General features: G+C 70.5%; 12 protein-coding genes. All 12 read left to right on the top strand.

Annotated elements, in window-relative coordinates; genetic code table 11:
* Positions 1-137 precede the first annotated feature (137 nt).
* The 12 genes from OG735_RS09580 to OG735_RS09525 all read left to right on the top strand — a co-directional run bounded on the left by OG735_RS09580 (position 138) and on the right by OG735_RS09525 (position 14,030).
* The gene (locus OG735_RS09580) at positions 138-1,787 is read left to right on the top strand and encodes a CTP synthase (protein ID WP_327322705.1); all 1,650 of its coding nucleotides are present in this window, start codon (positions 138-140) and stop codon (positions 1,785-1,787) included.
* Positions 1,788-1,866: 79 nt separating this feature from the next.
* Positions 1,867-2,493, top strand: coding sequence for an NUDIX hydrolase (locus OG735_RS09575; protein WP_327322704.1), 627 nt, complete (start codon positions 1,867-1,869; stop codon positions 2,491-2,493).
* Positions 2,494-2,666: 173 nt separating this feature from the next.
* Positions 2,667-4,697, top strand: coding sequence for a tetratricopeptide repeat protein (locus tag OG735_RS09570; RefSeq protein WP_327322703.1), 2,031 nt, complete (start codon positions 2,667-2,669; stop codon positions 4,695-4,697).
* A 143-nt stretch (positions 4,698-4,840) separates the two neighbouring features.
* Positions 4,841-5,956 carry an alanine dehydrogenase gene (gene ald, locus OG735_RS09565; protein WP_327328260.1) on the top strand — a complete coding sequence of 372 codons (1,116 nt, stop codon included), beginning with the start codon at positions 4,841-4,843 and terminating at the stop codon, positions 5,954-5,956.
* A gap of 381 nt (positions 5,957-6,337) precedes the next feature.
* A complete protein-coding gene (locus tag OG735_RS09560) occupies positions 6,338-7,483 on the top strand; it encodes a ParA family protein (RefSeq protein WP_327322702.1) in 1,146 nt (381 codons plus the stop codon).
* Positions 7,480-8,064 (top strand): hypothetical protein, encoded by a 585-nt coding sequence (locus tag OG735_RS09555; protein ID WP_327328259.1) that lies wholly within the window; start codon positions 7,480-7,482, stop codon positions 8,062-8,064. The genes OG735_RS09560 and OG735_RS09555 overlap by 4 nt, the downstream gene beginning before the upstream one ends.
* Positions 8,065-8,643: 579 nt before the next feature.
* The gene (locus OG735_RS09550) at positions 8,644-9,720 is read left to right on the top strand and encodes a segregation and condensation protein A (protein ID WP_442812594.1); all 1,077 of its coding nucleotides are present in this window, start codon (positions 8,644-8,646) and stop codon (positions 9,718-9,720) included.
* A gap of 32 nt (positions 9,721-9,752) precedes the next feature.
* Positions 9,753-10,319 (top strand): SMC-Scp complex subunit ScpB, encoded by a 567-nt coding sequence (gene scpB, locus OG735_RS09545; RefSeq protein ID WP_327328257.1) that lies wholly within the window; start codon positions 9,753-9,755, stop codon positions 10,317-10,319.
* The gene (locus OG735_RS09540) at positions 10,319-11,455 is read left to right on the top strand and encodes a pseudouridine synthase (RefSeq protein WP_327322701.1); all 1,137 of its coding nucleotides are present in this window, start codon (positions 10,319-10,321) and stop codon (positions 11,453-11,455) included. Before scpB ends, OG735_RS09540 begins: the two co-directional genes overlap by 1 nt.
* A gap of 126 nt (positions 11,456-11,581) precedes the next feature.
* The gene (gene pnuC, locus OG735_RS09535) at positions 11,582-12,235 is read left to right on the top strand and encodes a nicotinamide riboside transporter PnuC (protein WP_327322700.1); all 654 of its coding nucleotides are present in this window, start codon (positions 11,582-11,584) and stop codon (positions 12,233-12,235) included.
* A complete protein-coding gene (locus OG735_RS09530) occupies positions 12,232-13,311 on the top strand; it encodes an AAA family ATPase (RefSeq protein ID WP_327322699.1) in 1,080 nt (359 codons plus the stop codon). Before pnuC ends, OG735_RS09530 begins: the two co-directional genes overlap by 4 nt.
* The gene (locus tag OG735_RS09525) at positions 13,308-14,030 is read left to right on the top strand and encodes an NUDIX hydrolase (RefSeq protein ID WP_327322698.1); all 723 of its coding nucleotides are present in this window, start codon (positions 13,308-13,310) and stop codon (positions 14,028-14,030) included. The genes OG735_RS09530 and OG735_RS09525 overlap by 4 nt, the downstream gene beginning before the upstream one ends.
* Positions 14,031-14,032: the final 2 nt, after the last annotated feature.

Raw genomic sequence — 14,032 nt, 5'->3', positions numbered from 1 at the left:
ACCCTGGTACCCCGTGGACCGGTGGCCGCCCTGTGCAAAACAGGGGCCCCGAAACCGCAGCGACGGCACCCCCCGAACCCCTCGAAGGGTCGCCGGTACGCACCTCACCTCGCGACCACGGGAGCCCCCTCTTGGCGATGCCGCCCAAATCCATGACGACCAAGCACATCTTCGTCACCGGGGGTGTCGCCTCCTCCCTCGGCAAGGGCCTCACGGCCTCCAGCCTGGGCGCGCTGCTCAAGGCACGGGGCCTGCGGGTCACCATGCAGAAGCTCGACCCGTACCTGAACGTCGACCCCGGCACGATGAACCCGTTCCAGCACGGTGAGGTGTTCGTCACCAACGACGGCGCCGAGACCGACCTGGACATCGGCCACTACGAGCGCTTCCTCGACGTGGACCTCGACGGCTCGGCCAACGTCACCACCGGCCAGGTCTACTCCACGGTCATCGCCAAGGAGCGCCGCGGCGAGTACCTGGGCGACACCGTGCAGGTCATCCCGCACATCACCAACGAGATCAAGCACCGCATCCGCCGCATGGCCACCGACGACGTCGATGTCGTCATCACCGAGGTCGGCGGCACGGTCGGTGACATCGAGTCGCTGCCGTTCCTGGAGACCGTCCGCCAGGTCCGCCACGAGGTCGGCCGCGACAACGTCTTCGTCGTGCACATCTCCCTGCTGCCGTACATCGGCCCGTCCGGCGAGCTGAAGACCAAGCCGACCCAGCACTCGGTCGCAGCCCTGCGCAACATCGGTATCCAGCCGGACGCGATCGTGCTCCGCGCGGATCGTGAGGTACCGACCGCGATCAAGCGCAAGATCTCGCTGATGTGCGACGTCGACGAGGCCGCCGTCGTGGCCGCGATCGATGCCAAGTCGATCTACGACATCCCGAAGGTGCTGCACACCGAGGGTCTGGACGCGTATGTCGTGCGCAAGCTGGATCTGCCGTTCCGCGATGTCGACTGGACCACGTGGGACGACCTGCTGGACCGGGTCCACAACCCCGACCACGAGGTCACCGTCGCGCTCGTCGGCAAGTACATCGACCTTCCGGACGCGTACCTCTCGGTGACCGAGGCGCTACGCGCCGGCGGCTTCGCCAACAAGGCCCGCGTCAAGGTCAAGTGGGTCGCCTCCGACAACTGCAAGACCCAGGCCGGCGCCGAGAAGGAGCTCGGAGACGTCGACGGGATCCTCATCCCCGGCGGCTTCGGCGACCGAGGTGTCAGCGGCAAGGTCGGCGCGATCCAGTTCGCCCGTGAGAACAAGATCCCGCTGCTCGGTCTCTGCCTCGGCCTGCAGTGCATCGTGATCGAGGCCGCGCGGAACCTCGCCGAGATCCCCGACGCCAACTCCACCGAGTTCGACGCCGCCACCGCCCATCCCGTCATCTCGACGATGGAGGAGCAGCTGGCGTACGTCGAGGGTGCGGGCGACCTCGGCGGCACCATGCGGCTCGGCCTCTACCCGGCGAAGCTCGCCGAGGGCTCGATCGTGCGCGAGGTCTATGACAACCAGCCGTACATCGAGGAGCGCCACCGCCACCGCTACGAGGTGAACAACGCCTACCGCGCGGAGCTGGAGAAGAAGGCGGGCATCCTCTTCTCGGGCACGTCTCCCGACAACAAGCTGGTCGAGTACGTTGAGTACCCGCGCGAGACGCACCCCTACCTGGTCGCCACCCAGGCGCACCCGGAGCTGCGTTCCCGCCCGACCCGTCCGCACCCGCTCTTCGCCGGTCTGGTGAAGGCCGCGGTGGAGCGCAAGACGGGCAAGTAGTCCCAAGCGATACGGTTGCCGGGGTACGTGTCCTTTGGGACTCGTACCCCGGTTTCTGTTTGTGGTGTGGAGGACGTACATGGAGCTCAAGGACACCCCCGAGGAATGGCCGGTCACCGCGACCACGACGCCGTTCCGGGGCAACAAGACCAGTGTCCGTACCGACGACGTGGTCATGCCGGACGGCACCGTCGCGCGCCGCGACTACCAGGTGCACCCCGGTTCCGTTGCGGTCCTCGCGCTCGACGACTCCGGCCGCGTCCTCGTACTGCGCCAGTACCGGCACCCCGTGCGCCACAAGCTCTGGGAGATCCCGGCCGGTCTGCTCGATGTGCCGGGCGAGAACCCGCTGCACGCCGCACAGCGCGAGCTGTACGAGGAGGCGCACGTCAAGGCCGAGGACTGGCGGGTGCTCGCCGACGTCTACACCACGCCCGGTGGCTGCGACGAGGCCGTACGGATTTTCCTCGCCGGCGATCTGTCGGAGGCCGAGGGCGAGCGCTTCGAGGTCTCCGATGAGGAGGCGGACATGGAGCTGGCCCGGGTTCCGCTCGAGGATCTCGTACGCGGTGTGCTCGCCGGAGACCTGCACAACAACGCCCTGGTGGTGGGCGTGCTGTCGCTGACCGCCGTGCTGAACGGCGACGGCGTCGACACGCTGCGGCCGGCCGAGGCGCCGTGGCCGGCGCGCCCGTTCGAGGCCTGAGCGACGCCTGGGGCGTGCGGGAGAAGTTCCGGTCGGACAATCCGCTGATCCGATCGGGCGACGCCCCCGCCGCGCTCTGCCACGCTCGTTGCAGAGCGTGAACTACGCTCGGATCGCCCGTGCGGAGTCCCTTGCGGGCTTGGCTCGTGCGCGGACTGACGGGAGCGTGGCCCGTGACGGATCAGGCGGTGGACGTGGGCGGCCCGGCCAAGGCGTACCGAAGCCAATTCTTCGGGCGCCAGCGGGAGCTGAAGTCCCTTCGGGCCGATATCGAACGAGCCGGTCTGGACACCATCTCCGGACGCAAGGCCCCACGTGCCCGGGTGCTGCTGATCGCCGGGCGCCCCGGCTCCGGGCGCACCGCGCTCGCCGAGGAACTCGCCCGCAGGGTCGCCGCCGGCTACCCCGACGGGGTACTGCGGGCCCGGCTGTCCGAGCCCGGCGGGCGGCGGGTCCCGATGGAGCGGGCGGCCCGCGGACTGCTCGACTCCCTCGGTATCGCGTCGCCGCCCGGCGCCGACGAGGACGAGCTGACCGGGATGGTGCGCGAGGCGCTCACCGAACGCCGGATGCTGTTGCTTCTCGACGACGCGGGGGACGCCGAGCAGGTCGACCCGCTGCTGCCCGACAACCCCGACTGCCTGGCCGTGGCCGTGGCCGAGGGCCCGCTCACCGGTATTCCGGATGTACGGCCGTGCACGCTCGGCGGCATGGACGCCAAGTCCGCGATCGAGCTGCTCGGCACCTTCACCGGATCGGTGCGGATCACCGTGGATCCGCAGGCCGCCGAGGCCATCGCGGAGGAGTGCGGCGGGCTGCCCACCGCGCTGGTCCTGGTCGGCGGCTGGCTCGCTGCCCGGCCGAGGGCGTCGGTCGCCGATGTGGCCAAGCGGCTGCGCGCTCTGCCGGACGACAGCGAGCAGCCCAAGGTCGGCCGGCCGCTGGCCCGTGCCTTCCGGTTGGTGTACGAGTCCCTGCCGCCGTCGGCCGCCGGGATGCTGCGACTGCTGTCCCTCGCGCCCGGCGGGGTCGCCGACGCGCACACCGCCTCCGCGCTGGCCGGCTGTTCGTTGCAGACCGCCGAAGCGACCCTCTGCGACCTCGCCGACCTGGGATTTGTGCGCTCGGCCGGCGACCACCACGAAGTGCCGGGCGCTCTCCTGCCGCTGCTGCGCACCCTGCTGCAGACGCACGACCGGCCGGCCGAGGTACAGCTGGCCCGGGCGCGGATGCTGGAGCGGACCGTACGGCAGCTGCACTCCTGCCGGGCGATCACCGAGCCCGACGGCTCCCCGGCCCGCATGAAGCTGGCCGGTCTGCCGCGCGCGCTGCGGTTCTCCACCGCGTCGGCCGCCGCCGAGTGGCTGCGGATCAGGCTGCCCGCGCTGCTGGCCTCGGCGCGGCTCGCGGTCGAGGACGGCGAGCTGGACACCCTGGCGCGGCGGCTGGTCGCGGCCCTGGTCCGGGCGCTGGCCGCGCACCGCGGCACCGAGGACGCGGCTGCCGAGCTCTACGGACTGCACCAGCTGGTGCTCGGCGTGGCCGAGCGTCGCGGGCTGCACCGCGAAAGGGCCGCCGCCCTGCTGAATCTTGCCGATCTGGATGCTCAGACCGGTCGTACCGAGGAGGCGCTGGCCCGCTACCGGGCGGCTCTGGACGCCGGACGGGCCGCGAACGATCCGTACGCGACGGGCCGCGCGATGGAATCCGTAGGTGGTGCCTACCAGGAGCTGGGGGACTGGCAGCGGGCCGCGGACTGGTACGGGCGGGCGCTCGCCCAGCGGCAGGCGCGCGGCGAGCGGGCCGACGAGGCCCGGCTGTACGGCCGGCTGGGTGCCGTGCACACCTATGCGGGGCGGTACGGCGAGGCGCTGCGCAACTGGCGGGCGGCGGTGGCCGGCTACCGCAGGCTCGGCGATCTGCCGTCCCGGGCACGAGCGTTGAGCGAGGTGGCGCGCGTACAGGAGTACGCGGGCCGGCCGGAGGAGTGCTTGCGCACCTGCCAGGAGGCGGTGGAGTTGGCGCGGCAGACCGGGGACGCACGGCTGCAGGCAGCTCTGCAGCTCAGGCTGGCCGACACCCTCGACCGGCTCGGCGACCCGACAGCCGCGAGGCTGCACCGCGCCATGGCGGAGAAGCTGCTAGGAACAGAGGGTACCGATGATCCTGCCTACGAAATCCGTAGCACTTCGGCCAAAGATTAATGCTTTGTAAGGCTAGACAGCGCGAAGTCCTTCATTAGACTGGCTCTGCCACATGCTCTCGTGGTGTCTTCCGGTGCGCCACGCGTATCCGGGTATGTATGGCATTGCACCCGTATACCCCTGAGTCAAGGACCGTGATCGACGTGAAGGTCGGCATCCCCCGCGAGGTCAAGAACAACGAGTTCCGGGTGGCGATCACCCCTGCCGGTGTGCACGAGCTCGTGCGCAGCGGCCACCAGGTCTTCATCGAGCAGAACGCCGGTCTCGGCTCCTCGATCACGGATGACGAGTTCGTCGCCGCCGGTGGGCAGATCCTGCCCACCGCCGACGAGGTCTGGGCCACCGCCGACCTGCTGCTGAAGGTCAAGGAGCCCATCGCCGAGGAGTACCACCGCCTCCGCAAGGACCAGACCCTCTTCACCTACCTGCACCTCGCCGCATCCCGCGAGTGCACGGACGCGCTGCTCGAGTCCGGCACCACCGCCATCGCGTACGAGACGGTGGAGACCGCCACCCGCACGCTGCCGCTGCTCGCCCCGATGTCCGAGGTCGCGGGCCGGCTGGCCCCGCAGGTCGGCGCGTACCACCTGATGCGCTCGGTCGGCGGCCGCGGTGTGCTGCCGGGCGGCGTCCCGGGCACGGCGGCCGGCGAGGCCGTCGTCATCGGCGGTGGCGTCTCCGGCTGGAACGCCACGCAGATCGCCGTCGGCATGGGCTTCCACGTCACCCTGCTCGACCGTGACATCAACAAGCTGCGCGAGGCCGACAAGGTCTTCGGCACCAAGGTGAAGACGATCGTCTCCAACGCCTTCGAGCTGGAGAAGGCCGTCGTCGAGGCGGACCTCGTCATCGGCGCCGTTCTCATCCCGGGCGCCAAGGCCCCGAAGCTGGTCACCAACGAGCTCGTCGCCAAGATGAAGCCCGGAAGTGTACTTGTCGACATTGCAATCGACCAGGGCGGCTGCTTCGAGGACTCGCGTCCGACCACTCACGCCGAGCCGACCTTCATGGTCCACAACTCGGTCTTCTACTGCGTCGCCAACATGCCCGGGGCGGTGCCCAACACCTCCACCTACGCGCTCACCAATGCGACGCTGCCGTACATCGTGGAGCTCGCGAACCGCGGCTGGGTCGAGGCGCTGCGCCGCGACCCGGCGCTCGCCAAGGGTCTCAACACCCATGACGGCCAGGTCGTTTACGGCCCGGTCGCCGAGGCTCACGGCCTGGAGAGCACCGAACTGAGCACGTTGCTCGGCTGACGCGTCAACGCGCCTCGTCAATCTCGCGCCCGCGGCCGGACCTTGCCGAGCAAGGTCCGGCCGGATGCGTATCCGCCCGCTTTGTGAGGCTCGCTCAACTCGCCTCGAACGTAACCCTTTAACCGTTTCGCACACCCTCGAAACGTCCGGGCCGGGTCACGCCAAGAGTCCTGAGCACCCTTGACAGAAGGGTGTTCGGTTGCCGACACATCGAGCCGGGTCCGGCGGATTGTGTTGCTGCGGACCGGTGACACGCCATAGAGTCGCCAACCGTCGGCATGGTGCCACGCTGACCTATCGATAAGTTTCCTGGTCACGTCCAAGGAGGTAAGACGACTTGTGAATGAGTCGACATTTACTCCCGGGGGTGGTCAACCGGGAATGCCTGCGCGGGGCCAGGTCCCGTCAAGGGAACAGCCCGGGCTCGAGGCTGTCGGCTCCGTCGCTGTCCGAACCTTCGCGACACAACAGCACACGACGCACACGACGACAGCCCACACGATGAAGATGATGGACGGCCAACACGTGAACGCCATGGCCGGCAACGAGAGTGGCCGAGAGTCCACCCACTTCGCCGCCTACGAGGAAGTCCCCGAAGGGCACTTCTACGACCCCGATGCCGAGTACGAGCCCGACCCCGAGTATGCGGCCACCCTCGCCCCTGACGCCGCGCGTCAGCGCCGCGAGCGGATCGGCCCCACCGGGCGACCCCTGCCGTACTTCCCGATCCCGGGCCCGCTGACCGATCACGGTCCCGCGAAGATCATCGCGATGTGCAACCAGAAGGGCGGCGTCGGCAAGACGACGTCGACCATCAACCTGGGCGCCGCGCTCGCGGAGTACGGACGGCGTGTGCTGCTCGTCGACTTCGACCCGCAGGGAGCCCTGTCGGTCGGTCTCGGCGTCAACCCGATGGAGCTCGACCTCACCGTCTACAACCTGCTCATGGAGCGGGGCATGTCGGCGGACGAGGTGCTGCTCAAGACCGCCGTGCCCAATATGGATCTGCTGCCGAGCAATATTGATCTCTCGGCCGCGGAAGTGCAGTTGGTGAGCGAGGTCGCGCGCGAGTCCACGCTGCAGCGTGCGCTGAAGCCGCTGCTGTCCGACTACGACTACATCGTGATCGACTGTCAGCCCTCGCTGGGCCTGCTCACGGTGAACGCGCTGACCGCCGCGCACAAGGTGATCGTGCCGCTCGAGTGTGAGTTCTTCGCGCTGCGCGGTGTGGCGTTGCTGACCGAGACGATCGAGAAGGTCCAGGAGCGGCTCAACCCCGACCTGGAGCTCGACGGAATCCTCGCCACGATGTACGACTCCCGTACGGTGCACAGTCGTGAGGTGCTGGCGCGGGTGGTCGAGGCCTTCGACGATCACGTCTACCACACGGTGATCGGCCGGACCGTGCGCTTCCCGGAGACCACGGTCGCCGGTGAGCCCATCACCACGTACGCATCGAACTCCGTCGGCGCCGCCGCGTACCGTCAGCTCGCCAGGGAGGTGCTCGCCCGGTGTCACGCCGAGTGAGTCTGCCCGGGGCCGACGAACTGTTCCGTACGACCGGGGGCATGGGACTTCAGTCGTCGTCCCCGCGGCGGCAGGCGAACGGCGAGGCGAGGGTGCCGGCGCCGGCGGGTGAGAGCGATCCGGGCGGGGAAGGGGCGGCTGAGGCGTCGTCCTCCGCGGCTGCCTCTGCCTCTTCTTCGGAGGAGCACTCCGCGGCGGATGCGGACGGCCACGCGGAAGGACGCAGCCGGGGCGCGGAGGCCGACCGGGCCGCGTCGGCCGGCGGTGCCAAGGGGCGCCGCCCGCAGGACGCTGCCGCGTCCGGAGCCGCCGCCGTGTCGCCGACCGGACAGACGCGCCGCCGGCAGCGTGGCGCGAACCGTCGGCCCAGTGGCCGTGAACGGCACGACGAGAAGATCACGGTCTACGTCTCGGCCGAGGAACTGATGGACCTCGAGCACGCGCGGCTGGTGCTGCGCGGTGAGCACGGGCTGGCCGTCGACCGCGGACGGATCGTCCGCGAAGCGGTGGCGGTGGTGCTGGCGGATCTCGAGCAGCGCGGCGACGCGAGCATTCTCGTGCGACGTCTGCGCGGCCGCTGACGGTAGCCTGCGCGCTGCCCTGCCTGCTCCTTTTGCCCCTGGACCGCGATGCCGCCGACCGACGACTCCACCCGCCCGCCCCGCCGCTCGCTGGGCCGCGGCCCCGGCACGGACCGCGGCGGGTCGCCTCCGCCTGCCGTACCGGCCCCCGAGCCGGGGGACGAGCGGCTGGAGCGGAGCGGTGCGGACGGGGAGCCGACAGTGGTGGCGCCGGGGGCGCTTTCCGCCACCCCGCCCCTTCCCGCTGCCTCGACAGGCGGCTCCGCCGCGGGTGCGGACGAGGCCCCGGGACCGGGTCGCCCGCTGCGCGGTGACAATGGTGCGCCGGAGGGCCCTGCGGGCGCGTCCGTGGAGTCGGAGCCGGAGCTGCCCGCTCGGGCGGAGGCCACCGCGGTGGTGAGCGGGCCGGAGCCTGCCACGCCGGAGGCCGGGGTGGCTGCTGCCGCGGGCGGGGGCGAGGCCCCGGGCCCTGGCCGCCTGTTTCACGGCGACGACGGTGGTCCCGCCGGACCGGATGCCGTGTTCGTGCCCGGGAGGGTTTCGGAGCCGGGCGGGGGCGGGGCCCTGGGGCCTGGCCGCCTGTTTCAGGGGGACGACGGTGGTCCCGCCGGGCCGGATGCCGTGTTCGTGCCCGGGAGGGTTTCGGAGCCGGGCGGGGGCGGGGCCCCGGGTCCTGGCCGCCTGTCTCACGGCGACGACGGTGGTCCCGCCGGGACCGCGGTGGTGGAGCCGCCCGGTTCCTCCGTGGCGGCCGAGGCCGAGCCCGCCGCGCCGGAGCCCGCCGCGCCCGCGGTTCCGGCAACCCCGCCCGCGGAGCACGCGGCCGCGCCTCAGACCCCCGACGACGGGCGGTTCAAAGTACGGCTCGCCAACTTCGAAGGGCCCTTCGACCTTCTCCTGCAGCTCATTTCCAAGCACAAGCTCGATGTGACCGAGGTCGCCCTCTCCAAGGTCACCGATGAGTTCATGGTGCATATCCGGGCCATGGGGCCCGACTGGGATCTCGATCAGACCACCGAGTTCCTCGTCGTCGCCGCCACGCTGCTCGATCTCAAGGCCGCGCGGCTGCTGCCCACCGCCGAGGTGGAGGACGAGGCCGACCTCGCGTTGCTCGAGGCGCGCGATCTGCTCTTCGCGCGGCTGCTGCAGTACCGCGCGTACAAGCAGATCGCCGAGATCTTCAGCGCGCGGCTGGATGCGGAGGGCAAGCGGTACCCGAGGACCGTCGGGCTCGAGGACCACCACGCCGAGCTGCTGCCCGAGGTCGTCATCAGCATCGGCGCCGAAGGCTTCGCCAGGCTCGCGGTGAAGGCGATGCAGCCCCGGCCCAAGCCGCAGGTGTACATCGACCACATCCACGCGCCCCTCGTGTCCGTGCGCGAACAGGCCGAAGTGGTCGTCGCGCGGCTGCGGGAGGCCGGGGAGGTCAGCTTCCGGGAGCTCGCCGCAGACGCACCCGACACCCTCACCGTCGTCGCCCGCTTCCTCGCGCTGCTGGAGCTCTACCGCGAGAAGGCCGTCATCCTGGACCAGGAAGTCGCCCTCGGCGAGCTGATGGTGCGCTGGACCGGCGGCGAGGGCGCGGAGCAGCCCCTGGTCACCGATGAATTCGATCAAGAGGTTCGCGAGAACCAGGAGCAGGAGGGGAACGCGTGAGTGATCTCAAGCCCGCGCTCGAAGCCGTTCTCATGGTCGTCGACGAGCCGGCCACCGAGGAGCACCTCGCCAAGGTGCTGGAGCAGCCGCGCAGGGCGGTCGCCGATGCGCTGCGGGAGCTCGCGGACGAGTACACCGTCCAGGGCCGCGGCTTCGAGCTGCGGCTCGTCGCGGGCGGCTGGCGGTTCTACACGCGGGCGGAGTACGCCGACGCCGTCGAGCGCTTCGTTCTCGACGGGCAGCAGGCGCGGCTCACCCAGGCCGCCCTGGAGACCCTCGCGGTCGTCGCGTACCGGCAGCCGGTCAGCCGATCACGCGTCTCCGCCGTACGCGGAGTGAACTGCGACGGCGTCATGCGCACCCTCCTCCAGCGCGGTCTGGTCCAGGAGGCGGGCGCGGAACCTGAAACAGGTGCGATCCTGTACACGACGACGAACTACTTTCTGGAGCGGATGGGCCTGCGAGGCCTGGACGAGCTCCCGGAGCTCGCGCCCTTCCTCCCCGAGGCGGAAGCGATCGAGGCCGAGACACAAGAGGGTGTGCCGTCGTTCGATCCGGACGCACCGGACACCGACGCAGACGACAAGACGGAATTTTGATGCGAAGCAGCGGCAGGAACAGCGGAAGCGGCAACCGGGACTCCCGGGGCGCCGGCGGGAACCGGGACTCCCGGGGCGCCGGCGGCAAGGGGCGCGGCGACAAGGGGCGCGACGACAAGCAGGAGCAGCGCCCCCGCCGCCCCCGGCCCGAGGAGCGCCGCTACGACGTCGGCGGCAGCCAGAGTTCCGAGGGCGGCAAGTCGGGCGGCCGCGGCGCGTCCGCCCGCGGTGGCGCCAAGGGCGGCCCGAAGACCCCGCAGGGCGGCGGCAGGGCCGGTGCCCCGCGTCGCGGCCCGCACGGCCAGCGCGAATCCCGTCCCCGTGAGCTCGACGCCAAGATCGAGCAGCGCAACCGCGACCGGTACGCCGACAAGCCGCAGGTCAAGACGCCCAAGACGTTCCCCGGGGCCGAGCAGGAGGGCGAGCGCCTGCAGAAGATCCTCGCCCGGGCCGGTATGGGTTCGCGCCGTACGTGCGAGGAACTGATCGAGCAGGCCCGTGTCGAGGTCAACGGCGAGATCGTCCTTGAGCAGGGCAGGCGCGTCGACCCGCAGAAGGACGAGATCAAGGTGGACGGCCTGACGGTCGCCACGCAGTCGTACCTCTTCTTCGCGCTCAACAAGCCCGCCGGTGTCGTCTCCTCCATGGAGGACCCGGACGGTCGGCAGTGCCTGGGCGACTACGTCACCAACCGCGAGACCCGGCTCTTCCACGTCGGACGTCTCGACACGGAGACGGAGGGCATCATCCTGCTCACCAACCACGGTGAACTCGCGCACCGCCTGACCCACCCCAAGTACGGCGTGAAGAAGACCTACCTCGCCGCGATCCAGGGACCGCTCCCGCGTGACCTGGGCAAGCGGCTCAAGGACGGCATTCAGCTGGAGGACGGCTACGCCCGCGCCGACCACTTCCGCGTCGTCGAGAACACCGGCAAGAACTACCTCGTGGAGGTCACCCTCCACGAGGGCCGGAAGCACATCGTCCGTCGCATGCTCGCCGAGGCCGGCTTCCCGGTCGACAAGCTCGTGCGGGTCAGCTTCGGCCCGATCGCCCTCGGCGACCAGAAGTCCGGCTGGCTGCGCCGGATGACCATCACCGAGGTCGGCATGCTGATGAAGGAAGTCGGCCTGTAGAGACCCCCGTTCACTGGGCGAAGCCCGCGGTCACCTCTGACCGCGGGCTTCTCGCATCTTGTGTGAACGGCCTTGTGGGACGGCTGGTTCACCTTTATAGTCAACATGACTATTAAGGAGGCGGGCGTGAGTCTCGCGGACATCCTCGACCCCCTGCAGCAGCCGCTGTTCACCGTTCTCGACACCCCGGTGAGCTGGACCGAGGTCCTCGGCTTCGGCAGTGGTGCGCTCTGCGTCTGGCTCGTCGCCCGCCAGCACATCGCCAACTGGCCGATCGGCATCGCCAACAACCTCTTCTTCATCCTTCTCTTCACCCAGGCCCGCCTGTACGCCGACGCAGGCCTGCAAGTCGTCTTCATCACCCTCGCCGTGTACGGCTGGTGGACCTGGACCCACGGGGGTGGACCAGGTCCCGACGGACTACCGGTGCGGCGCACCACGCGCACCGAGTGGACCTGGCTGCTCGCGGCGGGGGTGGTGGGGACTTTCGGGCTCACGCTCCTCCTCGACCGCGCCACCGACTCGAACGTCCCGTTCTGGGATGCGCTCACCACCGCCCTGTCGCTGATGGCGACGTACGGGCAGTGCCGAAAGCGCCTCGAGTCCTGGTGGCTGTGGATCGCGGCCGACGTGGTCTACATCCCGCTCTACGCGTACAAGGAGCTCTACCTCACCGCCCTGCTGTATGTCGGCTTCATGACGCTGTGCGTCATCGGACTGCGCAGCTGGTCGCGCGATCTGGCCGCGGAGCAACGGGAGTTGGCGGAGGCGACCGCATGAAGACCTACCGGCACGGCCTGGTGCTCGGGAAGTTCTATCCGCCGCACGCCGGACACCACCATCTCGTACGGACCGCGGCCGACCGCTGCGAGCGGCTGACCGTCCTGGTCTGCGCCGCCTCGGTGGAGTCGATTCCGCTCGCCGACCGGGTGCGCTGGATGCGCGAGGTGCACCCGGACGTACGGGTCGTGGGCGCCCTCGACGACATCCACGTCGACCTGAACGACCCCGGCATCTGGGAGGCGCACATGGCCGTCTTCCGCGCCGCCGTCCCCGAGCCGGTCGACGCCGTCTTCACCTCGGAGCCGTACGGCCAGGAGCTCGGGCGGCGCTTCGGCGCCGAGTCCGTGTGCGTCGACCCCGACCGCACCGTCTTCCCGGTCTCCGGCACGGCCGTCCGCAAGGACCCCGTCGGCTGCTGGGACTTCCTGGAACCGCCCGTGCGCGCGGCGCTCGCCCGGCGAGTGGTCGTGCTCGGCGCCGAGTCCACGGGCACCACGACGATGGCGTGGGCGCTTGCCGAGCACTACCGGCACCGCGGCGGCGTCTGGACGCAGACCCGCTATGTGCCGGAGTACGGACGGGAGTTCAGCGAGCACAAGCTCGCCGAGCTGCGCACCGGGCGGCCGGCTGCGGGCTGGGAGGAGGTCGAGTTCACCTCGGAGGAGTTCCCGCTGATCGCCCGGCGGCAGGCGGAACTGGAGGACGAGGCCGCCCGAGCGGGATCGCCGGTGCTGTTCTGCGACACCGACGCCTTCGCCACCACGATCTGGCACGAGCGCTATATGGGCGGCCCGAACGAGGAGGTGGCGCGGATCGCCGCGCGCGGACAGCAGCATCTGTGGCTGCTCACCGACCACCGCGGCGTCGGCTTCGAGGACGACGGCCTGCGCGACGGCGAGCATCTGCGGCCCTGGATGACCGCCCGCTTCGCCGCACAACTGGCCCGCACCGGACGCCGGACCGTCGCGCTGACCGGCCCGCACGAGCAGCGGCTCGCCACCGCCGTCGCCGCTGTGGACGCGCTCCTCGACGAGGGCTGGGACCTCGCCGACCCCCTCCCGGAGAAACGATGATGAAGGGCTACGACGCGGGCGCCTTCCCGCCCTTCGCGGTCACCGTCGACCTCGCCGTTTTCACCGTCCGCGAGGGCCGGCTGCATGTCCTGCTCGTCGAGCGCGGGGAGGATCCGTACAAGGGCGCCTGGGCGCTGCCCGGCGGCTTCGTACGGCCCAAGGAGTCCGCCGGGCTCGCCGCGCGGCGTGAACTCGCCGAGGAGACCAGCCTGTCCCAGGACACCGTCGCCGGCCTCCACCTGGAGCAGCTGCGGACCTACAGCGATCCTGACCGCGATCCCCGGATGCGCGTCGTCTCCGTCGCGTACACCGCGCTCGTACCGGATCTGCCGGAGCCACGCGGCGGCGGCGACGCGGCTCGCGCTCAGTGGACGCCGCTCGACTCCGCCGGCCGGCTCGCCTTCGACCACGACCTGATCCTCGCCGACGCACACCACCGGGTCGGCGCCAAGCTCGAGTACACCTGCCTCGCCACCACCTTCTGCCCGGCCGAGTTCACTCTCGGGGAGCTCCAGCAGGTCTACGAAACCGTCTGGGGCGTCGAACTCGACCGGCCCAACTTCCGGCGCAAGGTCCTCACCACGCCCGGCTTCGTCGAGGCAGTGGAGGGTCCGCCACGCCGTACCGGCGGCCGCGGGAAACCGGCCGCGCTGTACCGGGCGGGTGCCGCCTCCGCCCTGCACCCTCCACTCCTGCGACCGGAAGGACGGCACGCATGACC

The organism is Streptomyces sp. NBC_01210, from assembly GCF_036010325.1.
GTDB lineage: Bacteria > Actinomycetota > Actinomycetes > Streptomycetales > Streptomycetaceae > Streptomyces.
Note: the sequence above shows the minus strand (reverse complement) of the source record. Positions and strands in the feature narration are given on the sequence as shown.